Origin of the sequence: Streptomyces alboflavus, assembly GCF_000716675.1 — a bacterium.
GTDB lineage: Bacteria > Actinomycetota > Actinomycetes > Streptomycetales > Streptomycetaceae > Streptomyces > Streptomyces alboflavus.
The window spans coordinates 1-19,436 of sequence record NZ_JNXT01000031.1 but is presented as its reverse complement, the minus strand read 5'-3'; the positions used below and the strand labels follow the sequence as shown (position 1 = coordinate 19,436).

26 protein-coding genes and 1 tRNA gene are annotated in these 19,436 nt (G+C 69.6%); 21 read left to right on the top strand and 6 right to left on the bottom strand.

Annotation, left to right across the window (positions count from 1 at the left end; genetic code table 11):
* Positions 1 to 12: 12 nt before the first annotated feature.
* The gene (gene nrtL / locus OO63_RS23090) at positions 13 to 1,065 is read right to left on the bottom strand and encodes an ArgS-related anticodon-binding protein NrtL (protein ID WP_030361190.1); all 1,053 of its coding nucleotides are present in this window, start codon (positions 1,063 to 1,065) and stop codon (positions 13 to 15) included.
* Between the two features lie 423 nt (positions 1,066 to 1,488).
* Entirely contained in the window at positions 1,489 to 2,025 is a 537-nt protein-coding gene (locus OO63_RS23085; protein WP_078619310.1) for a response regulator, read from the bottom strand.
* Between the two features lie 163 nt (positions 2,026 to 2,188).
* Between OO63_RS23085 and OO63_RS23080 the strand changes: the two genes are divergently transcribed.
* Positions 2,189 to 2,782: a 3'-5' exonuclease gene (locus OO63_RS23080; protein ID WP_030361188.1), complete on the top strand. Its 594-nt coding sequence runs from the start codon at positions 2,189 to 2,191 to the stop codon at positions 2,780 to 2,782.
* 350 nt (positions 2,783 to 3,132) lie between these two features.
* On the opposite strand, the gene OO63_RS45530 is transcribed toward OO63_RS23080, so the two are convergent.
* Both OO63_RS45530 and OO63_RS23075 read right to left on the bottom strand, forming a co-directional pair.
* Positions 3,133 to 3,202 (bottom strand) — tRNA-Arg (locus OO63_RS45530).
* A 328-nt stretch (positions 3,203 to 3,530) separates the two neighbouring features.
* Positions 3,531 to 4,241, bottom strand: a complete 711-nt coding sequence (locus OO63_RS23075; protein WP_030361187.1) for a creatininase family protein — start codon at positions 4,239 to 4,241, stop codon at positions 3,531 to 3,533.
* Between the two features lie 85 nt (positions 4,242 to 4,326).
* On the opposite strand from OO63_RS23075, the gene OO63_RS43700 reads away from it, so the two are divergent.
* Entirely contained in the window at positions 4,327 to 4,773 is a 447-nt protein-coding gene (locus OO63_RS43700; RefSeq protein WP_078619309.1) for a GntR family transcriptional regulator, read from the top strand.
* Between the two features lie 11 nt (positions 4,774 to 4,784).
* The gene (locus OO63_RS43695) at positions 4,785 to 5,354 is read left to right on the top strand and encodes an HD domain-containing protein (RefSeq protein WP_199819533.1); all 570 of its coding nucleotides are present in this window, start codon (positions 4,785 to 4,787) and stop codon (positions 5,352 to 5,354) included.
* Here the strand turns inward: OO63_RS43695 and OO63_RS23070 are convergent.
* On the bottom strand, positions 5,342 to 5,815 hold the full coding sequence (locus OO63_RS23070) for an NUDIX hydrolase (RefSeq protein ID WP_030361186.1): 474 nt from the start codon (positions 5,813 to 5,815) through the stop codon (positions 5,342 to 5,344). The two genes, OO63_RS43695 and OO63_RS23070, sit on opposite strands and share 13 nt — an antisense overlap.
* A complete protein-coding gene (locus tag OO63_RS23065) occupies positions 5,815 to 6,582 on the bottom strand; it encodes a helix-turn-helix domain-containing protein (protein WP_030361185.1) in 768 nt (255 codons plus the stop codon). Before OO63_RS23065 ends, OO63_RS23070 begins: the two co-directional genes overlap by 1 nt.
* An 892-nt stretch (positions 6,583 to 7,474) precedes the next feature.
* Here OO63_RS23065 and OO63_RS23060 point away from each other — a divergent pair.
* The 18 genes from OO63_RS23060 to OO63_RS22980 all read left to right on the top strand — a co-directional run bounded on the left by OO63_RS23060 (position 7,475) and on the right by OO63_RS22980 (position 19,393).
* The gene (locus OO63_RS23060) at positions 7,475 to 7,669 is read left to right on the top strand and encodes a hypothetical protein (RefSeq protein ID WP_030361184.1); all 195 of its coding nucleotides are present in this window, start codon (positions 7,475 to 7,477) and stop codon (positions 7,667 to 7,669) included.
* Positions 7,670 to 7,768: 99 nt separating this feature from the next.
* Positions 7,769 to 7,909: a hypothetical protein gene (locus OO63_RS45525; RefSeq protein ID WP_157854035.1), complete on the top strand. Its 141-nt coding sequence runs from the start codon at positions 7,769 to 7,771 to the stop codon at positions 7,907 to 7,909.
* Positions 7,910 to 8,078: 169 nt separating this feature from the next.
* Entirely contained in the window at positions 8,079 to 8,891 is an 813-nt protein-coding gene (locus OO63_RS23055; RefSeq protein WP_030361183.1) for a DUF4097 family beta strand repeat-containing protein, read from the top strand.
* Between the two features lie 142 nt (positions 8,892 to 9,033).
* Positions 9,034 to 9,324: a hypothetical protein gene (locus tag OO63_RS23050; RefSeq protein ID WP_030361182.1), complete on the top strand. Its 291-nt coding sequence runs from the start codon at positions 9,034 to 9,036 to the stop codon at positions 9,322 to 9,324.
* Positions 9,321 to 9,851 (top strand): hypothetical protein, encoded by a 531-nt coding sequence (locus OO63_RS23045; RefSeq protein ID WP_051811106.1) that lies wholly within the window; start codon positions 9,321 to 9,323, stop codon positions 9,849 to 9,851. The genes OO63_RS23050 and OO63_RS23045 overlap by 4 nt, the downstream gene beginning before the upstream one ends.
* The gene (locus OO63_RS23040; protein ID WP_030361180.1) at positions 9,848 to 10,870 is read left to right on the top strand and encodes a hypothetical protein; all 1,023 of its coding nucleotides are present in this window, start codon (positions 9,848 to 9,850) and stop codon (positions 10,868 to 10,870) included. The genes OO63_RS23045 and OO63_RS23040 overlap by 4 nt, the downstream gene beginning before the upstream one ends.
* On the top strand, positions 10,870 to 11,256 hold the full coding sequence (locus tag OO63_RS23035; protein WP_030361179.1) for an RRQRL motif-containing zinc-binding protein: 387 nt from the start codon (positions 10,870 to 10,872) through the stop codon (positions 11,254 to 11,256). Before OO63_RS23040 ends, OO63_RS23035 begins: the two co-directional genes overlap by 1 nt.
* A gap of 67 nt (positions 11,257 to 11,323) precedes the next feature.
* Positions 11,324 to 11,686, top strand: a complete 363-nt coding sequence (locus OO63_RS42370) for a hypothetical protein (RefSeq protein ID WP_051811105.1) — start codon at positions 11,324 to 11,326, stop codon at positions 11,684 to 11,686.
* A gap of 95 nt (positions 11,687 to 11,781) precedes the next feature.
* Positions 11,782 to 14,010: a cell division protein FtsK gene (locus OO63_RS23025; protein WP_030361177.1), complete on the top strand. Its 2,229-nt coding sequence runs from the start codon at positions 11,782 to 11,784 to the stop codon at positions 14,008 to 14,010.
* Between the two features lie 141 nt (positions 14,011 to 14,151).
* Positions 14,152 to 14,448, top strand: coding sequence for a hypothetical protein (locus OO63_RS23020; protein WP_030361176.1), 297 nt, complete (start codon positions 14,152 to 14,154; stop codon positions 14,446 to 14,448).
* The gene (locus OO63_RS23015) at positions 14,439 to 14,627 is read left to right on the top strand and encodes a hypothetical protein (RefSeq protein ID WP_030361175.1); all 189 of its coding nucleotides are present in this window, start codon (positions 14,439 to 14,441) and stop codon (positions 14,625 to 14,627) included. The genes OO63_RS23020 and OO63_RS23015 overlap by 10 nt, the downstream gene beginning before the upstream one ends.
* A 9-nt stretch (positions 14,628 to 14,636) precedes the next feature.
* Positions 14,637 to 14,957, top strand: a complete 321-nt coding sequence (locus OO63_RS23010) for a hypothetical protein (protein WP_030361174.1) — start codon at positions 14,637 to 14,639, stop codon at positions 14,955 to 14,957.
* A gap of 17 nt (positions 14,958 to 14,974) precedes the next feature.
* Complete coding sequence (locus OO63_RS23005) at positions 14,975 to 15,364, top strand: hypothetical protein (RefSeq protein WP_030361173.1); 390 nt, start codon at positions 14,975 to 14,977, stop codon at positions 15,362 to 15,364.
* Between the two features lie 8 nt (positions 15,365 to 15,372).
* A complete protein-coding gene (locus OO63_RS23000) occupies positions 15,373 to 16,077 on the top strand; it encodes an exonuclease domain-containing protein (protein ID WP_033264376.1) in 705 nt (234 codons plus the stop codon).
* On the top strand, positions 16,070 to 16,249 hold the full coding sequence (locus OO63_RS22995) for a hypothetical protein (protein ID WP_030361171.1): 180 nt from the start codon (positions 16,070 to 16,072) through the stop codon (positions 16,247 to 16,249). The genes OO63_RS23000 and OO63_RS22995 overlap by 8 nt, the downstream gene beginning before the upstream one ends.
* 90 nt (positions 16,250 to 16,339) lie before the next feature.
* A complete protein-coding gene (locus tag OO63_RS22990; protein ID WP_030361170.1) occupies positions 16,340 to 17,200 on the top strand; it encodes a bifunctional DNA primase/polymerase in 861 nt (286 codons plus the stop codon).
* 2 nt (positions 17,201 to 17,202) lie between these two features.
* Positions 17,203 to 18,678, top strand: coding sequence for a hypothetical protein (locus tag OO63_RS22985; RefSeq protein WP_030361169.1), 1,476 nt, complete (start codon positions 17,203 to 17,205; stop codon positions 18,676 to 18,678).
* Positions 18,679 to 19,189: 511 nt separating this feature from the next.
* Entirely contained in the window at positions 19,190 to 19,393 is a 204-nt protein-coding gene (locus OO63_RS22980; protein WP_078619307.1) for a helix-turn-helix transcriptional regulator, read from the top strand.
* Positions 19,394 to 19,436 lie beyond the last annotated feature (43 nt).

Sequence of the window (19,436 nt, the reverse complement as noted above, 5' to 3'; positions counted from 1 at the left end):
GCTCTTCTCGTCTCACAAGTATTCGGGCGCGCTGATGCCGAGCAGGGACAGGCCGCCTGCGAGCACCGTCCCCGCGGCCTCGGCGAGCGCCAGGCGGGAGCGGTGGGCGGCCGAGGGTTTCTCGTCGCCGAGCGGCAGCACCGTGTGGGCCTGCGCGAGGAAGGCGTCGGCGGTCCGGACGAGGTGCCGGGTCAGGCGGTCCGGGGCGTGGCGGCGGGCTGCGGTCGCCAGGACGGTGGGGTGGTCGCCCAGGGCTCCCAGGAGGTCGTGCGCGGACGCGTCGGTCGCTCCGGGAGCCGCTGTGAAGCCTAGGTCGGCCGCGTTGCGCGTGAGCGCGCGGGTGCGTGCGTACGCGTACCGGATGCGGAACAGGGGGTTCGACTCGTGCTGGGCGAGGTGCTGCTCGGGGTCGGTGTGGGGGCGGTCGTGGGGGGCGGGGTGCAGGAGGGCCCAGCGGGCTGCGTCGGCGCCCAGGTCCAGGGGGTCCGGGCTGCCGGGGGGCGGAGGGACGGGGCGGAGGGTCGTCAGGGGTGTCGGAGGCCGTCCGTACGCGTCCACGCGCACCCCTGCGAGCTCCACCCACCGCTCGTCCGGCGCCTCGTCGCTCGTCACGCGTACGAGGGCGCCCTGCGAGCGCAGAATCCTTCGTGCCGCGTCGGCCACGACGAGTGCGCGCAGGTCGTGGGGGGTGTGGAGCTGGACAAGGGCGCCGGTGTCCCGGGCCACGTGGCCGTAGCTCTCCCCTTGCTCGCGGATCTCCGCCACGAGGGCGGGGGCGCCGTGGGGATCCAGGGTGATGCTGACGAAGCCCGGTCCTGTGGCCTCGGCGTGGGCGATGCCGGGCTCCGCGGTGAGGCGGGCGGAGAGCAGCTCGGCGACGCGGCGCGGGGGTGCGCCCGCCTCTTTGGCGATCCGCAGCGCCAGGTTCGTCGCGTAGTCCCCCGTGCCGCCCGGCCTCGGCCGCTCCACGTGGGCGTCGTCCGGGACGGTGGCGCTGAGCTCCCCGGCGTCCACGGCGCGGCGCATGGCGCGCAGGACGGTACGGGAGAGCTGTGCCGGGGTCACGGGACAAGGGTATGGGAGGTGGGGGGTGGGGTGCGCCGGGGTTTCTGGCGGGGGCGCCTTGTCGTGGTCGTTCGCCGTCCGTCCGGTGGGTGGGTGTGGTCCTTTGCTCTCGCTCCGGTGGGTGGGTGCGGTCCTTCGTCCTCGGGCTGGTGGGTGGTTGCTGTCCTTCGCCCTCGCTCCGGTGCGTGGGTGCGGGGCCGTGCCGGTATGTCCGTGCTCGCGTGTGTGGCGGCGCCTACGTCTTGTGTACGCCCCTCGTGGTGGGCCGAGCTGCGCGCGGACATACCGGCACGTCCCCTCCGGTTCGGATTGCGGCAAACGGTTCGGTGGGGGTGCGGTCTATTCCTGCCGCCACCCGCTGTGCCCACGGCCGACGGTGCCTGTGATGTCCGCGCAAGGGAACGGCCCCGCCCTCCGGAGGGGCTAGGGGCAGCCCGGGACCGCGGAGGGGTCCGGGGTCCAGTCGCGGGGGCCCCGGCCCCGGTCGACCAGCTGTCGGACGATCCCGAGGAGCTCGGCGGGCTCGAACGGCTTCGCCAGAAACGCGTCGACCCCGACCTCGATGCCCGCCTCGACCTCGTACTGCGTACAAGCACTCACGACCACAAGCGGAAGCCCCCGCGTCCGAGGATCGGACCGCAACCGCGCCGCCGTCCGAAGCCCGTCGAGCCGCGGCATCACCACATCGAGCGTCACCACATCGGGCCGCACCTGATGGACGACTTCCAGACACTCGGCACCATCGGCCGCGGTCACGACCTCGAAGCCCTCCAGCTCGAGATTGACCCTGATCAGTTGCCGGATGACCTTGTTGTCGTCAACAACAAGCACACGGCCGGACACGCCTGGCACAACTTGAGAGTAGGTCGACAGCCGCCATCGCGTCCGGGTTTTGCCTACTTCTGCCACTTGCGGGGGAGCCGCAGCGGGCCGCCGAGGTCCGGACCAGGGCGGACGCACCGACCCCCGCCCACCGAGCACGACACCGTGTTGCCGAACACACGAACGCCCGCTGGCGACGCCCCACGCAGCACACGCACCACACGGGAATCCGCCAGGCCAGCCCGGCCGGGCGATACGCTCCGCAACGCCAGCGGGAGGCCGTCCACAGGGAAAGGCCGTCATGTCAACCTTCGTTGTATTCGACCTGGAATTCACGACATGGCCGGAAGCACTCGAGCAGGACTGGTCGGCACCGGGCCAGTACCGCGAGATCGTCCAGATCGGCGCCCTGCGCCTGCGCCACGACTTCTCCGTCGTCGAGGAGTACGAGGCCCTGGTCCACCCCGTGATGAACCCGCGCCTGTCCCCGTACTTCACCGAACTCACCGGCATCGACCAGGAGTCGGTGGATCGGGACGGCCTCCCACCGGCCGAGGCTCTCGGCGACTTCCTGTCCTTCTGCCAGGGCCAGTCCGTGCTCTCCTACGGCAACGACATGGTCGTCCTCGGCGAGAACATCGCCTGGGCCCGAGCCCGCGGCGAGCACATCAAGAGCTCCTTCCTGACCGCCGGTTTCCTCAACGTCCGCCCCTGGCTGAACACCGTCGCCCCGGAGACGGCGACCTCCAACGTGGGCCGCCTGTGGCAGGTCTTCGGCCTCCCCGAGCCGACGGCGGGCCGGGAGCACTCGGCCCTCTTCGACTGCCATTCCTTCGCGGTCGCGTTGAAGCATCTGCACGCCACCGGCGCCTCCCTGCCCGCGGCCTTTCTCTGACGGGCAAGGGCCGGCGAACGGCCTTGGCGGCGATGCCGGTCCTCGACCGCCGACGGTGCGAGTTCGTCGTCGACGACATCCGGGCAGGGGCGGATCATCCGGCTCCTGCTCGCCGTCGGCCACATCAGGCCGTAGTCGACCGTCGAGGGGGGCGCAGAGCTGGGCCTCCCGGATCTCGACCTCGCAGCCGGGGTTCCGGGCCCGGAACAGCTCCGCGGCCCGCACCACGGACCGGACCAGCCGACCCGCAGGACAACGAAAAGGGCGGGAGTCAGTGAGACTGACTCCCGCCCTACTTCTTTCGGCATCCGCACAGATCACATACCAACTTGGGCAGCTGATCCGGCGAGTGCCCCCGGCAGGATTCGAACCTGCGCACACGGCTCCGGAGGGCATGATCATGCGCCGCGTGATTACGGCTCTGGCCTGCGTCTATACCTATCGGGCACCTTGTCTGGACGGATCTCACTCGCTACTCACTCGCAGGGCGCCGTTGCGCTACTCCGTGCAAGGCTCTGGGTCTCGGTCACGATGGCCCGCTGAGGGATGCCGGATGGCGTGAGCGCATCCGAGAAGAGGCTCACGAGGCCGAATGGTCAGCTACTTACGGGTTTGCGGTGAAGGTGAGTAAGGGGTGATTGAGCGTGCCAGTGCGAGATGCGTGCCCCCGATGTGGTGCAGCGAAGGAAGGTCCCTGGGGCCCATGCAGGAAGTGCGGGGCCTGGTGGCCCCGCACTGAATAGTGCGGCTACGCCTCCCCAAGAGCCGTGAGGTGGTCCTCGAAGCTGGCGGTGAGGCTGGCCAGTACGGCCTTGCCCTTTTCCGCAGTGGCGTACGAGGGAAAGCCGATGACTCCTGAATCGGTGTACGCCTTCATGCCGAGGGTGAGCAGGAACGGCCGTTCCCCGCTGTCGTGATCGGCGCTTTCGTACCCCGGGCGGACGAATGACGGCTCTGCATGCAGCAGGATCGAGGTCTCGATCTCTCCCGCGTGCATGTCGTCGTGGGCATTGCTGACAAGCCCTGCCTGCTCGCGGGCTCGGTCCCATTCCCGCCCCTGCGGGAAGAGGCTCATACGCGGCTCGGTGAGATTCGCCTCTTGGACGATGTTGGACAGCACGTAGTTGCCGCCGTGGGCGTTGACGAGCACCAGCTTGCGGATGCCGGATGCCTCCAAGGACTCCGCAACGTCTGTGATCACCAAGTGCAAGGTTCGCGCGCTGATGCTGACGGTGCCAGGCCAGGTGCCGTGCTCATGGCTGCACGCGATCGAGATGGGTGGCAGGGCGAGGACGGGGTACGCCGCAGCTAGTCCGCGAGCGATGACACAGGCGATGGCCGTGTCGGTGATGAGCGGCAGATGACCCCCGTGCTGCTCGTACGACCCGATCGGGAGTACGGCTACGCGCGGTGCCTGTTCCTGGACATCGACAGTGGTGATGGTGGGAAGCAGGTTCACGGCTCTCCTCTGGTCCGGTCAGCTCCCCTTGATACTGCCTGAGGTCATGGCACTCTTGGCCGTGGAGCGAGGGAGAGGAGCTGACGTGCCGGAGGCCAGTCCGCGCGGAACCTACCTGGTCATTTCAGAGGCCCTGCGGAAACGGATCGGCGAGGATGAGACTGCCGACGCGCTGCCATCAGAGGCTGATTTGATCCGTGAGTACAACGTGTCGCGTAACACGATCCGCCGAGCACTCAAGGTCCTCGAACGTGATGGTGTCGTGGAGTCTGCTCCCGGGATCGGGTGGCGGATCGCACGGGGTGGTGACCGACGTTCCCTCGCCGAGCGGATGGCAGACCTGATCGCAGAGGATTCGCTGTCGGTCGGAGACACCTACCCCTCGGAAGCGAAGCTTTGTGAGCGCTTCGATGCCTCCCGTACGGCCGTACGGCGTGTCCTGGCTCAGATGGAGGGGCACGGCTTGCTCGCCACCGTCCATGGCAAGGGGCGGACGGTACGTGCTCTCCCTGCTCCCGCCAGTCGGCCGTAGCCTTGGCAGTCATGGGACTCACCGAGTGGGCGTACCTACTCTCCGAATCGTTGCTGTCCGATCCGCTTCCGCGCCGATGGGCGCACTCCCTGGGCGTCGCCGAGCGTGCCCGTTCCTTGAGCCCAGTCCTGAGCGATGATGCTGAACTGCTCGAAGCTGCCGCAGTGTTGCACGACATCGGCTATTCACCCGCCCTCGCCGCCACTGGCTTTCATCCGCTGGACGGCGCCCGGTTCCTCCGACACCACGAGCGGGCGGACGAGCGAGTCGTCTCCCTTGTCGCTCATCATTCGTGCGCGCTCCTGGAAGCCGAGGAGCGGGGATTGAGGGCCGAATTGGAGAGCGAGTTCGAGCTAGAGCGCCCCGACCTTGTGGACGCTTTGCTGTACTGCGATATGACAACGACCCCAGACGGCACACGGACCACGCCGACACAGCGCTTGGAAGAGATTGTGCAGAGGTACGGTCCGGACACAATCGTGGGCCGATTCATTCAGCGAGCAACACCCGACATCTATGGAGCTGCGAAGCGTGTTGAAGAGCGGCTAGCGCGCGCTTCTGTTGACGATCAGCCGATGTAGGGATCTCGTGCAGAGTCGTCAAGACCGTGCCGGATACGCAACATCATCGACGGATGAATGTCCAGCCCAACGAGTTCTGCCGGGTCAACCCAGCGGACCTCCTTTGATTCACTACTCGTACGCAGCGTGCCACCGACGGGGTGGGCCCGGAAGCAGATGGAGAACTGCTGCCGGACCTCCCCATCGTCGTAGGCCAGCACGTGCTCGGGATCGGTATAGAGCCCGACGATATTCTCAAGTTTGACGTGAATCCCCGTCTCCTCCAACACTTCTCGGACTGCGGTGTCGCCGATGCGCTCACCGATGTCGTGCCCGCCCCCCGGTAGTGCCCACAAGTCGTTGTCAGTCTTGTGGATAAGAAGCAGTCTTCCCGAATCGTCTCGGACAACAACAGTTACTGAGGGCACCACTGAATTAGCAGTAGGGGCGTTTGGATCACGGTAGTAGTCGATACGACTCATCAGTTCTTTCCTTCCCAATCGGTGGGTGAAGATATCGGGCGAGCCGATTCCCAGACCCTCTCAAGGCTCTCGGCATATGCGTCAAAGAGTTCCCCGCCAGGCACCCTCCGCAGGTGCAGCACGGGTGCCATGTAGGCGCCGACACCATAGAGGTGGCCGTTTGCCAGCATCTCGCCATCGGCTCGATAGATCGAGTTGTAGAGGGTGGTGCCGTGCAGTCGGAATTCAACACCGGGAAGCCCGAAGAGCGGGCTGTAATTGATGAGTGCGTTCCGAATTTTGCCCGCCATAGCCGTGCCGATTCCCTCGTCTTCTCCGCGTGTGGCCACGGCCTGTGATGTGGGGTCTCCCAGCATGAAGCGGATCAGGACTCCGTCGGCGGACTTCTCCTTGACGATGCGGTGGAACGTCGCATCCTCGGTGAGCCAGAAGCCGGAGTATGCCAACACGTCGAACTGGCACGTGGACTTGGAGTAGAGGCTTGTCCAGAGGGTCTGCATCACGACGGATCGGTGCGGATAGAGCCGGACTAACTCTGCGTTGCCGGATGCTGTGACCTCAGCGGACGTGCGTTCGTCTGGCCAGAGGTAAGACACCTCGCACTTCAGCAGCGAGGCGGTCGCGTACTGGAAACGCCGGTACGGCTTGCGCTCGGGCTCATTGATCCAGCGCTCGACCGTCTTTGGCGCGACCCCGAGCCGCTGTGCGACCTCATCAAGGGTCAGCCCCAAGTCCACGATCGCCCCGCGTAGCCGCTCGTTCGCCATGCCAACCTCCGCCTCGCCGGGACGACTTGGTACGACTTCACGCTAGCCAAGAGCGACCCAAGTCGTACAGGTGCGAAGTCGAGCGTCGCTGGCGCCGACGCCAGGCTATAGACGCACCGCAGCGAGGTGCTCGCCGAACTCCAACAGTCGATGGGCTTGACGGCGCGAACCCCTCTCTACATGATGAGGAACACGTACTACATGTCCCTCATCATGACCGTCCGGAGGGCTTCGGCTCGAAGGACGCGACTGAGGCTTGAGAACTGAAGAGTGATCGTGCGGGGCTGACGCGGGAGCGGCGGTCGCGGCAGGTGCCTAGGGCGAGGGTCCGGGGGCAAACCGCCGTGATGAACGCGGCTCTCCCCCTACGCGCCTGGCAGGCGCCACCCGGTTTCGGGTGTGGGGAGGCACAGCGGGGTCCCAACGCACGTGGCGGCAAGAGTGAGACCGCCCCCGCGACGGCCGGGTGATGTCGTCGGCGGCAATGCCAAGCCCATCAGCTCCGGAGAACACCCCACTCGACTTTGGGGTGCCGCCTGGTGTGGGCCGCCCTGCTGAGTGCGTCAGAGCAGTGAGGATGACGCCCCGATTTCCCGGCTCGGGGCCGGTGGTTCGAGCGACGAACCGCCGGTGAAGCCGCGTCCCGACTTCGTTGAGGGGGTCGGTGTGAACCGACGACATCTCAAGGCGCCGCCGTGGCCGACCGGCACGGCGGCGCCGTTTCGCCTCCTGGCCCGTGAGCGCGATCCAGCGCCGCGGCCGACCGGTCGCCTTCCACCGATGCGCGGCGGCTATCGCTGCGCCGGTTGCTCGCCTCGCCTGTGCGACGGCTCTGCGGAGCACGGCGTACGGGCGGGGTTGAGGGGAGCCGGAGCCCATCGAGGGAGTTCTCATGTCTGAGATGCCGTATCTGCAACAGCGCATCCTCGTTCACGCTGCTCAGCGCGATGACCACAAGGTGGCGTCGAAGAACGCCGACGCGGTGATGAGCCTGTACGCGGCCGATCTGGTCGCCCGTTCGGTGCTCACCCCGTCCGGGCTCGCCCTCGCGCGAAAGCTGATCCACCGCGAGCGCGCACCGCACTGACACACAGCCCCGGTGACGTGCCGTGAAGGGCGCCGGATCAGATCCGGCCCGGGGCGCTGCTCCATCCGAACCCGTTGATTGATCACCGAGAGGACGTCCATGTCTGATCCCGATTTCCAGCGGCGGCAGTTCGAGGCCGACGAAGAGGTCCTGGCCCGCATCAACGCCGGTGAACCGATCGATGTCGAGGCAGCACTGATGGACGCCCACCTGAAGGCGTCTGTCCCCGACGACAACTGACCGGCAGCTCGATGGCCCCGATGGTCGCAGGCCGGGTTCGACTCCCGGCCGGGGCGCCCCTCCCGCTGATCTGCGCGGGCCCCCGCGCCGACCGCCTGCAGCCGCTCAGCCTGCGGTCACCGTTCCGCGTGTTCCTCGCTCGACTCCAACCCACTTGAGGAGCCTCACCATGACCAAGCGCACGATCCCCGTGGACGCCTTCGGCCCGATCGCTCTGGACCTGACGATGCACACCGGCACGATCCACCTGGCCGTCGACCCCGCGTTGAAGCAGGCGCGGGTGGAGCTGACGACGGACGCCGAATCGGGTCCGTCGGCCGACGCGATCCGGGACACCGACGTCAGCCTCACCGGGCAGAACCTCACCGTCCGTGTCCCGGACACCGCCGGCGCAACGGCGGGCCACACGACCGTGAGCTTCAACGGCAACACGATGACGTTCTCCGGCGGCAACGGCGTGCGGATCAACGGCGGCAACATCTACGTCTCCGGGCACGGCCGCGGCAAGGTCTTCGTCAACGGCCGCGAGGTCACCGCCGACGGACCCGCCGGGCACGCGGTGACGCCGATCACCCTCACCGCCCATCTGCCCACCGGGTCCGTGGCGTTGGTCAGCACGCACAGTGCCATGACGGTCGTCACTGGCGAGCTGGCGCGCCTGGACTTCGACGCCACCTCCGCAAGCCTGACCGCGGAGCGCATCGGGGACCTGGACGCCACGATCACCAGCGGCAAGGTGCTCGTCAGCGACGTGACGGGCTCCCTCGCCGCGAACCTCACCTCCGGTTATCTCGCCGTCGGCGCCTACAGCGGTCACGACGCGCGGCTGAACCTCACCTCCGGCCAGGCCCGGATGGCCGCGACCTCCAAGTCCAGCGGCCGCATGGCAGTGGGCGTCACCTCCGGCCAGGCCTACATCACCGGCGCCGCGCACCTGAACGTCCGCCGCCGCTCCACCAGCGGCTACGTCCAGGTCAGCTAGCGCCGCTGCCGCCCCGATGGTCGCAAGGCCGGGTTCGACTCCCGGCCGGGGCACTCACCTTTCCGCCCGGGGCGGGCGTCGTCTCTCCACAAGCCGTGCCCGCCCTGGTCTCTCCCATCCCTCTGTGATCAGGAGTTTCGCCATGCGTTCCTACATCGGCGGCCAGCGGGCCGTGACCAGCAACGACTTCATTGAACTCGCCCTCGGCACGCCCCTTGAGCTGTGGCTGGGTGTGGAGGGCGAGAGCGAGATGGAGCGCGCGGCCCGTCTGGATGCGGCCCGCGACATCCTCGCCGCCGACCCCGGGATGGCGGACGACGCGATCCGGATCGCCGCCGCGGCGATCGAGGAGTACGCGCCGGAGCTGTTCAACGTCGTCCCGCTCGCCCGGCCCGCCCGTTCCCGCCGGGTCCGGAACGGGGCGGCGGCATGATCCGCATCGTCACCGAGAAGCGCCTCGCGCTGCTCGAAGCTGACCGGCTCGCCGCGTTCGAGCGGGCCCGCCAGGCGACCGAGGACGCGAAGGAGGCATCCGCCCGGCACACGGTCGACCTGTTCGACGTCACCGGCCGCGCGGAGCGCGCGGAGGCGACCGCGAAGGAGGTGGGCACGCTCCTTGCCGTGGCGCTGGACGAGCTGAGTGCCGCGCAGGAAGAGCTTCTGCTGAAGGACATCGAGCTGCGGCGGCAGCGCGAGGACCTCACTGAGGCGCTTCTGCCGCCGCGGGCGGTGTTCGTGCTCGTGCACTACGGCACCCCGGCCATGGTCTATCGCAGCCGGGAGGACGCCTACGCCGACACCGCCACCCACGGCGTCCCGAGCGACCGCACGTGGGGTCCGGCGCGGCGGTTTTGGGCGGATGCGGAATGGGTGCTGTCGGCGTTCACGTACGACTTCACAGCGCGCGGGTTCCGCGGTTCGCTCACCCCGCTAGCGGAACCGGTCGGGGGTGCGGCGTGAACGCTGTTCATATCCGTTCAGCCGAGAAAGCCCTGTCCGTCGGCACGTGGCTGATCGTGTTCGGGGCGATGCTGTTCTCCGTCCTGACGGTCACGCCGCTGATGGCCCAGCACACCGCCGATTCGTGGGCGTGGACGGCGCCGATCCTGCCGCTCGTGGTCGACGCGGCCGTGGTGATCGTGGTCAAGCTCGATGACGTGCTGGCCCGCCTCGGTGGGCACGGCGGCCGGTGGCCGGTGGTGCTGCGCTGGATGACGGGTCTGATGACGCTGGCGCTCAACACCGCCGACTCCGCGTTGAAGAAGGACCTGGTCGGCGTGGCCGTACATGCTGTGGCGCCGCTCCTGCTCATCGTCACGGCTGAGACCGGCCTTGCCTACCGGCGGGCCATCGCACGGGCCGTCAGCGCCCTGGAGACCAAGCAGCAAGCCGAGCGCGAACAGCGCGAGCACGCAGCCCGCGAGCGCGCCGCACAGGCCCGTGCAGAGGCCCGCGAGGAGCGCGAGCACACCGAGCGCCTGGCGCGTGAACAGCGCGACCACGAAGCCCGTTTGGCCCGTGAGCAGGCTGAGCGTGATGAGCGTCAGCGCCGTGAGGAGCGCGCCGCCCGGGAGCGGGCGGAGGCTGCCGAGCGGGAGGCTCGTGAACGCCGTGAACGCGAGCATGAACAGCGTGAACGCGAGCGCGCGGCTCGTGAACGCCAGGCCCGCGAGCGGACCGAAGCGGAAGCGCGCGAGCGCGCTGCGGCCGTGGCGCGTGAACGCCGTGAACGCCAGGAGCGCACCGCGCGTGAACGCGACGAACTCCTGAACCGTGGCCCCGCTGAGAGCAAGCTCCCCGAGCACGAGGCACGCCGCATCGTGGCCGCCGCGTTCACCGCGAGCCTGCCGGTGCGCCAGGCAGCGGAGCTGTCCGGCTGGTCGGTGGGCTGGGTGTCCTCCCGCTACGCCGAACTCCGCGAGCCCGACGCGAGCCCGCGCGCTGGCCTCGCGTCCCGTGAAGAGCGGACGGCCGCCTGATGCCCGCCGCGTTCGGCAAGTGCTACGACCCCACCGGGCGCCGCTACGGCATACCGACCTACCCCTGGCACTTCGCCCCCACCGGCCTGGCCACCCGCCGACAGCTTCGCGCGCAGGGCCTGCGCCCGGGCGGCCAGCCGGTCGTCGCGCAAGTGATGCTTCGTCACCGCAGGCGCAAGGGCGGCGCGTTCGTGGCCTACCTCTACCGCGAAGACCTCGCCAAGCCGGTCCGGCCGATGACCTCTCGCAAATGGGGCGCCCTCGCGTTGGCGATGCTCGCCCGCCGCACCTGCCCGCAGTGCCGCCGCGACGCCGGATACGTCATCCCGCCCTCACTCGGCACCTGCGTCACCTGCGCCTACCCCGAAGAGCAGCGCGCCGCCTGAACTACCCCGCGAGGCCCGACCGCAGCGTGCGGCCGGGCCCCTCTACCTTCCGTGAAGGAGTCGCAGCGTGAGCACCACCACCTTGGGCGAGCAGGCCGCGGCCATCGCCGCCTGCTCCGTCCTGGCCAACCGCTACGCCCACCTGCCCGCCGCCGACCTGAAAGTCAGCGCCGTGATAACCCCGCACGCGGTCACCCAGGGCGTCACAGTGAGCGTTCATGACGGGCTGGACGTCTTCGAGGCCTGGCGCGAGGCCCTGGACATCAGCCCCGACAGCCTGACCATCCAGCACCTGCCCAGCTGCCTCTCGCTGGAGGGCTGGACCTTCACCAACGGCGTCCCTGTGCGCCTGATCGGCTACGGCGACGAAGCGCCCGCGCCGACCACACCTCTGACCGGCGGCGCCCACACCGCCGCCCACGCCGTCTGAACAGCCCTGCACGCACCCCCTGCGGAGCCCGGCCGCTCAACCTTCCACAGCCAGCGGCCGGGCTCCTCTATCCCCTCTGCAAGGAGGACAGTTCAGTGAAGCACCCCGACGACGACCACGAACTCGCCCCCCGGCTCGAAGCCGAGATGAGCACCACCCACGGCCTCACCTCCGACGGCACGGTGGTCGACCTCGACAAGGCCCGATCGGCCCGCACCGAGTCGGCCCTCGACCCATCGGTCGACTCCGGCCCGATCGAGTCGAGTTCGGCGCCGGTCACCGAGTCGGCCGACCCGGACCAACGGTTGATGGTCGACCAGCCGACGGTGAAGGCGGCCGGGCCGGGTTACCTGGGTCGGCTGATGGGCTCCCGGCGCCGCGAGATGATCCCGGTGTGGCTGCGGTCGACGGCGGAACTGAAGACCGCCACCGCGTGGGTGGCCCGGCACTACGCGCACGCGGCCGGGTATCACGCGCTGCGCTCCCCGGTCTACGCCGCCCGCCTCGCCCTCCAAGCCCCCGTCGGGGCAGCGCGGTTCACCGGCGCCACGATGCGCTGGGTCGCCGACACCGAGGGCGAGCCGGTCCGCCTGGCCGCAGTGCGGCGCGAGGACGCAGCCGAGTACCTGAAGCTCTCCCGGCAGCGCGACGGCCGGGTCCGCCTGCGCACCCTGGTCGCGGCGTTAGCCATGTTCACCGGACTCGGCTCCGCTCTGGCGATCTACGTGCTCGCCCCGGCCTGGCTGCACGCGCTCTCCGTCGGCGCGCTCGTCATGGCGCTCGGCTGCGTGGGCCGTAAGGCGGATGCCCCGGTCATCCACCGGTCGGTCGACATGCCCAAGGCCGTGAAGCTCACCAGCGACATCGTCCTGCGCGCCCTCGGCTCTCTCGGTATCCCCGCGATCAACCAGGCGCAGGGCAAGGGCCGGGACGGGTTCGAGTTCACCGCCCCGATCACCCGCGACGGCCCCGGCTGGCGCGCGGAAGGCAACCTCCCCTACGGCGTCACGGTCACCGACGTCATCGAGCGCCGCGACCGCCTCGCCTCCGGCCTGCGCCGCCCGCTGGGCTGCGTGTGGCCCGAAGCGGTGCCGGACGAGCACACCGGGCACCTTGTGCTGTGGGTCGGGGATCAGGACATGTCCAAGGCCAAGAAGCCCGTGTGGCCGCTGATGAAGTCCGGCAGCGTGGATCTGTTCAAGCCCGTCGCCTACGGCACCGACCAGCGCGGACGCTGGGTCGACCTGACGCTCATGTACGTCGCGGGTGTCATCGGCGCGATCCCGCGCATGGGCAAGACCTTCCTGCTCCGCCTCCTGACGCTGATTGCCGCGCTGGACCCGCGGGCGGAGCTGCACACCTACGACATGAAGGGCACCGGCGACCTGGACCCGGTCGGTGACGCCGTCTCCCACCGGCACGCCGCGGGCGACGATGACGAGGTCATCGAGTACATGATCCGCGACTTCCGGGAACTGCGTGAGGAACTGCGCCGCCGGACCAAGGTGATCCGTTCGCTGCCGCGCGACGTCTGCCCGGAGTCGAAGGTCACCAGCGCCCTCGCCGACAAGCGCTCGCTGGGACTGCACCCGATCGTGATCAGCGTAGACGAGTGCCAGGTCCCCTTCGAGCACCCCAAGTACGGCAAGGAGTTCGAGGAGATCGCCACCGACCTGGTCAAGCGCGGCCCCGCAACCGGCATCGTGCTGCTCCTCGCCACCCAGCGACCGGACGCCAAGTCGCTGCCCACCGCCATCAGCGCGAACGCCTCCCTGCGGATGTGCCTGAAGGTCATGGGCCAGCTGGAGAACGACATGGTGCTCGGCACCTCCGCCTACAAGCGCGGCGTGCGGGCCACCATGTTCGCCTGGGCCGACAAGGGCATCCACTACCTGGTCGGCGAGGGCTCCGACGCCCGCATCGTCTACGGCGTGTTCGTCGACGCCCCACAGGCTGCGGCCATCGCCGCCCGGGCCCGCAAGGCCCGCGAAGCACGCGGACTGCTGTCCGGCCACGCCCTCGGTGAGGCACCGGAGCCGACCGCGAACGCTTACGACCTGCTCGCCGACATCCTCGCCGTGGTCACGGCCAAGGAACCCAAGCTCTGGTCGGAGACCGTCGTGGCGAGGCTGGCGGAACTGCGCCCGGAGGTCTACGACGGGTGGGACCCCGACGCGCTCGCCGCGGCGCTGAAGCCGCACGGCATCGCCACCATCCAGGTCGGCCGCCGGGTCAAGGGCAAGGTCGTCAACCGGCGCGGCATCGACCGCTCCCACATCACCACCGCAATTGCGGAGCGTGACGGAAAGCGGGACGCGGGCTGAGGTTCCGGGGCCGCTAACGATAGCGGCACACCCCGCTAACGTTAGCGGCCCCGCTAGCACCCCAAACCTGCTCTGATCAGGCCGCTAGCGGATAGCGGCCCACCTGCGGAAACCCCTGAAACCCGCCCGGGAGGGCCCGTGATGACCCCTGCCCTACTCGCTATCACTCTCCTCATAGGCGTAACACTCTGTTACGCCGCTGTGTGTGCCTGCTCGCCGTTCGGGAACTGCCGCAAGTGCTCCGGATGGGGCTTTGCGATGAAGACCGACCGCAAGGGCCGCCTCAAGCGCGGCAAGGACTGCCGCCGCTGCCACGCCACCGGCAAACGCATCCGCACCGGCCGCTGGCTCTACAACCGCTGGGCCCGCGTCTACCGCGACGGCACCCGCACCTCCGCCACGACCCCGGCCTCGAAGGGAGGCCCGACGTGGTCGTGACCCTCTCCCTCGTCCTGGTGTCCGGAGTGGTCCTCGCGCTGCTCGTGCACCACCGCAAGGTCGCCGTCGGCGGCGCCACCGTCGCCGTGCTCTTCGGGTTCCTGCTCGCCTCCACCGACGCCGGACCCGACATCAGCGACTCCCTCCAGTCCATCGCCGACAACATCTCCGACCGGTAGGAGGCGCCCATGCGCCACCGTGCTCCGCCCCCGACGCCGGGGGTCCTCGCCCCGCACATCCCCGCCGACACCTACCGCCGCGCGCAGGCCACCGGCGAGCCAATCATCCTCGTGCACCCCGTGCCCACCGTGCCCGCCGCCCCACGGCGTACTGCCCGCGGCTGCCTGATCGCCGTCGGCGTCGTCATCGCGGGCGGCATCGGCGGCATGGGCCTGGTCGTCGCCTTCCTCGCGCTGCTCGACATCGCCGCGCACACCGCCACCGCCATCGGCGGCGCGCTCGGCATCGGCGGCATCACCGTCAAGCTCACCCGCCCCAAGACCAAGTGATCCGAAAGGAACGAGCCGTGACCCTGCACACCACGCCCCTCGCGCTGATCGTGGGCGCCGACCGGGCGGACGCCTTCCTCCGCTCCCGCGCCCGCGAACTCGTCGACCTGGACCACCTCCCCGAGCCGGTGGCGTTACAGCTCACCTACCGGCGCGCCCTGCGCGGCGACCCGATGGTGCTGGCCGCACCCGGCCAGGTCTGGACGCTACGCGCGGACACCGACCCCGACGACGCCCCCGCCCACCGTCTGACGGTGGAGGCCCGCCTCACAGAGCCGCCGCGGGTGATGGTCACCGACCCCGACGACTCCACCGGCGAGACGGACGAACTCCTCATCGAGGTCCTGGAGATGTACCAGCTGGCCACCTGGAACCCGGCCTTCGATGCTGTGTGGGGGGCCGCGTGAGCGACTGGATGAGCGGGCCGATGATGGCGCTGGATGTGGAGACCACCGGCACCGACCCGGAAACCGCCCGGATCGTGGCCGCCGCCATCGCCGCCGTCGGCGGCGACAGCCCGCCGGAGACCACCGCATGGCTGCTGGACCCCGGCATTGAGGTTCCGGCGGAAGCCGCCGCCATCCACGGGATCACCACCGAGCAGACCCGCGCCGACGGACAGGCACCCGCCGACGCGCTGGCCGAGATCATCGCCGCGCTCGCCGAACCGCTGGCCGCGGGTTGCCCGCTGGTGGTCTTCCGCGCTCCGTACGCGCTGACCGTGCTGGCCCGTGAGTGCGCCCGCGCAGGCGTGCCGTTCCTGGACGGAGACGTGGCGCCGGTCATCGACCCGTCCGTGCTCGACAAGCAGGTCGACCGCTACCGGCGCGGGCGGCGCACCCTGCCCGCCCTGTGCGAGCACTACCGCGTCCGCCACGACGGCCCCAACGACCCCGTGCAGGACGCGTTGGCCGCGGCCCGGCTGGCCTGGCGCCTGCCTCGCGGCTTCCCCGACCTGGCCGCGATGGCGCTAGCGGACCTGCACACGCAGCAGCGGACATGGGCCGCCGCGCAGGCTGCGGGCCTGCAGGCACACCTGCGCCGCACCGATCCTGCCGCAACGGTCACCGCCGACTGGCCCCTCATTCCGCCCAACTCCCAGGAGTCGAGCAGTGTTTGAGATCCGGATCATCTGCGACGACCGCGACGCGGACGCCATCACCCGCACCCTGGGTGAAGCCTTCCGTACCGGGGCCGCACGCACCTACCCCACCCGCGACGGCATGCGCACCCGCTTTTACTTCACCGCCGACCTGACGCGGCCCGAGGACAGCCAGCCGGACGCCACCTAGCTAGCTGTGCCCGGGGCGGGCGCCGTCTCTCCACAAGCCGCGCCCGCCCCGGGTTCTCCCATCCCTCCAAGAGAGCAGGAGAACCCCAGCATGACCCATCCCGCCCTAATCCGGCGAGAGCACCTCAGCACCGCCCTGCGCCTCGCGGCCGACGGCCTGCCCGTCCTGCCACTGCGCAAGGGCAAGGTGCCCTTCGCCAACTGCCCCGCCTGCCTGTACACCTCGTGCGGCGGGCGCCCCAACATGAAGACCCCCGGCCCCTGCACGTGCCCGCACCCGTGCCACGGCTGGGCCGCCGCCACCACCGACCCGCGGACCCTCAACTCCCCCCAATGGGAGGCCGCGTGGCGCGAGGCGGCGGCAGTCGCCTACTGCCCGGGCGGCGCGGGCCTGACCGTCGTCGACCTCGACACGCCGGACGCCGTCGCGTGGGCCCGCGAGACCCTTCCGGTCACCCGGACCGTGCGCACCACTCGCGGACAGCACTGGATCTACCAGGGCACCATGACCTCCGCGAACGGGGTGCGCGACGGCGTCGACATCAAGTCGACGATGGCCTACGCCCGCTGGCGCGGACCCAGCACCGGCACCCTCACCGCACTGCCCGACGCGGTGCGCGCGCTGGCCGTCAAGCAGCCCGCCCCTGCCCAGCCCGCCCCGTGCGCCGTCACCGTGCCCGCGCGGTCTGCTGAGGGCGTGTGCAGGCACCGTTCGCCCGTCTTCCTGGAACGCGGCATCGCGATGGCGGTGCAGCGCATCAGCGAGGCGTCCAGCGGCATCCACGCGACCGTCTACGCCACGTTCCTGGCCGTGCTCTCCGTCCACGGCCGGTGCGGCTGCCTCACCGACGGCCACGTGGCGTGGCTGTTCGCCGCAGCGCAGGCCAAGGGCGAAACCCCGCGGCACTGCACCGACGCATGGGCCAACGCCCGCGCGAAGCTGGGACTGTAGCCATGTCCGAGGACGACAAGACCCCGGCCCGCGAGATCATCACCGACTACGCGCAATCCCACTTCCGCTACTTCCGCACCGCCGACGGCACCGTCTACGCGCAGAAGAACGGCCACCCCGTGGCCCGCCCGATCCGCTCCCAGGGCACCACCGGAAGCCACCGCCAAGAACTCATGGTCGGACTGTTCAAGGACGGCTGCGGCGTCTTCAACGGCACCGCCCTGAAAGAGGCGCTGGACCTGATCGAAGCCCTCGCGCTCACCGAGGACACACAGGCCGTGCACATCCGCGTCGCCCCCGGCTTCGACGGGGCGACCTGGCTGGACCTGGGACGCGCCGACGGCCAGTCGGTGCGCATCCACCCCACCGGGTGGGACGTCGCCGTTCCCGACCCGCGGGAAGTGTGCTGGCGCCGCACCCAGCTCACCGGAGAACTGCCCCTGCCCACCAGGGACACCGACGGCAAGGGCATCGACCTCTTGCTCCGGCTGTGCAACTTCGCCACCGCGGAAACCGAGTGCCTGGCGATTGCCTGGCTCATCGGCTGCCTCGGGCCCTGCGTGCCCGTCCCGGCCCCGTTCCTGACCGGGCCGCAGGGCGCGGGCAAGTCCACCGGCGGCCGGATGCTGGTCCGGATCGTGGAGGGCATGAGCGGGGACCTGCGCCGCGCCCCGAAGGACGAGGAGAACCTGATCGCGGCCGTGGCCGCGGGCTGGGTCACCGCGCTCGACAACCTCTCCCACATGACGCCGGACCTGTCCGACGCCATGTGCTGCATCGTCACCGGGGCCGAGAACGTCAAGCGCGCCCTGTTCACCGACGGGGACGTCTTCCGCGCCCGCTACCGCCGCCCGATGCTCCTGACCGGCATCGACGTCGGCGTCATCCGCCCCGACCTCGCCGAACGACTCCTGCCCCTGCGCCTGGAACGCCCCAAGGTCCGGCGCACGGAGGCGGAGCTGTGGACGGAGTACGAAGAGGTGCTGCCCGTCGTGCTCGGCTCGCTCCTGGACCTCACGGTCCAGGTCCGCGCCGCGGAGGCGGAGACCCCGACCGATCTGCGGATGGCGGACTTCGCGCACCTGTGCGCGCAGCTCGATGCCGCGACCGGCCTTGGGGCGCTCGCCGCCTACCGGGCCAGCCTGGACGACCTGAACGACGACGTCATCGAGGGCGATCTGCTCGCGCAGACCGTCCTGCGGCACGCCGACACCATGGAGCCGGGCGCAGCGCAGCGGATGACGTCCACGGAGTGGCTGCACGTCCTCAGCGTCCTCTACAGCGGTGAGGAGCTGCGGGCCCTGCCCAAAGGGTGGCCGACCACGGGAAAGGTGCTCTCCGACCGTCTCAAGCGCCTTCAGCCCACCCTCGCCGCCCGCGGCGTCCTCATCGACTCGGGGCGCACCAGCGAGGGCCGCTACCTCGAACTGACCCGCGCGACGGCCCCGGCACCGCCCGAACAGAAGGGCATGTTCTGACCGCCGCGCGGCGGCGGGCGCCCTTTTGGACAAGCAAGAAGAGCACCCGCCGCCGACGTGCTCTTCTTGCTGTTCGGCGGAACGCCGCTCGAAGGACGCGCCGCGCAGCGGCTCCTTCTTCACGCTCTAAGGCGGCACCCAACTACAACACCAGCCCCTCTTTTTGTCCTAAGAGGGAAGACGCTGCGTCATCTGCGTCATGCGAGCCGGAAAACGGCCACTGAACAGCGGCAACAGGCATGACGCAGACACTCAGCTCTGCGTCATCCTGCGTCATCTGCGTCATGCCGTGACGCAGCCCATGACGCGCCCATGACGCACCCCCACACCACTGCGTCACGCAAAACCACAGGTCAGAAGCCCGAATGACGCTGATGACGCAATGACGCAGAAATCCGAACCTCGGACAGAGGCGAGCTTGCCCCCGAGGGCGGTGCCCCCCTCGTTCGCCCAACTTCCTTCGTGGCACGGCTCCCAGTGGGCCGCGCCACCGCATGCCCAAGGAGGAGTCGTGGCCAAGTCCCGCGACGAAATGCTGACCATCCCTGAGGTCATCGCAGAGATTGGCGTCCCGCGAGCGACCTTCTACCGCTGGCGACAGCTCAGGAAGGGGCCCAAGGCCATCAAGCTCCCCAACGGCTCCGTCCGCATCCGCCGCTTGTTAGGCGGCACTGATCATGCTCACGGGTGGGGCATTCAGGGTGCCGATGGTTGAGAAGCGGACTGCCCCGCAGGGGCGGTCCCTGCGGGGCAGTTGT

Coding starts and splice junctions, on each gene's coding strand:
- OO63_RS23080 (WP_030361188.1), top strand. CDS start 2,189: ATGTCAACCTTCGTTGTATTCGACCTGGAATTCACGACATGGCCGGAA.
- OO63_RS43695 (WP_199819533.1), top strand. CDS start 4,785: ATGGGACTCACCGAGTGGGCGTACCTACTCTCCGAATCGTTGCTGTCC.
- OO63_RS23070 (WP_030361186.1), bottom strand. CDS start 5,815: ATGAGTCGTATCGACTACTACCGTGATCCAAACGCCCCTACTGCTAAT.
- OO63_RS23065 (WP_030361185.1), bottom strand. CDS start 6,582: ATGGCGAACGAGCGGCTACGCGGGGCGATCGTGGACTTGGGGCTGACC.
- OO63_RS23060 (WP_030361184.1), top strand. CDS start 7,475: ATGTCTGAGATGCCGTATCTGCAACAGCGCATCCTCGTTCACGCTGCT.
- OO63_RS45525 (WP_157854035.1), top strand. CDS start 7,769: ATGTCTGATCCCGATTTCCAGCGGCGGCAGTTCGAGGCCGACGAAGAG.
- OO63_RS23055 (WP_030361183.1), top strand. CDS start 8,079: ATGACCAAGCGCACGATCCCCGTGGACGCCTTCGGCCCGATCGCTCTG.
- OO63_RS23050 (WP_030361182.1), top strand. CDS start 9,034: ATGCGTTCCTACATCGGCGGCCAGCGGGCCGTGACCAGCAACGACTTC.
- OO63_RS23045 (WP_051811106.1), top strand. CDS start 9,321: ATGATCCGCATCGTCACCGAGAAGCGCCTCGCGCTGCTCGAAGCTGAC.
- OO63_RS23035 (WP_030361179.1), top strand. CDS start 10,870: ATGCCCGCCGCGTTCGGCAAGTGCTACGACCCCACCGGGCGCCGCTAC.
- OO63_RS23020 (WP_030361176.1), top strand. CDS start 14,152: ATGACCCCTGCCCTACTCGCTATCACTCTCCTCATAGGCGTAACACTC.
- OO63_RS23010 (WP_030361174.1), top strand. CDS start 14,637: ATGCGCCACCGTGCTCCGCCCCCGACGCCGGGGGTCCTCGCCCCGCAC.
- OO63_RS23000 (WP_033264376.1), top strand. CDS start 15,373: ATGAGCGGGCCGATGATGGCGCTGGATGTGGAGACCACCGGCACCGAC.
- OO63_RS22990 (WP_030361170.1), top strand. CDS start 16,340: ATGACCCATCCCGCCCTAATCCGGCGAGAGCACCTCAGCACCGCCCTG.
- OO63_RS22985 (WP_030361169.1), top strand. CDS start 17,203: ATGTCCGAGGACGACAAGACCCCGGCCCGCGAGATCATCACCGACTAC.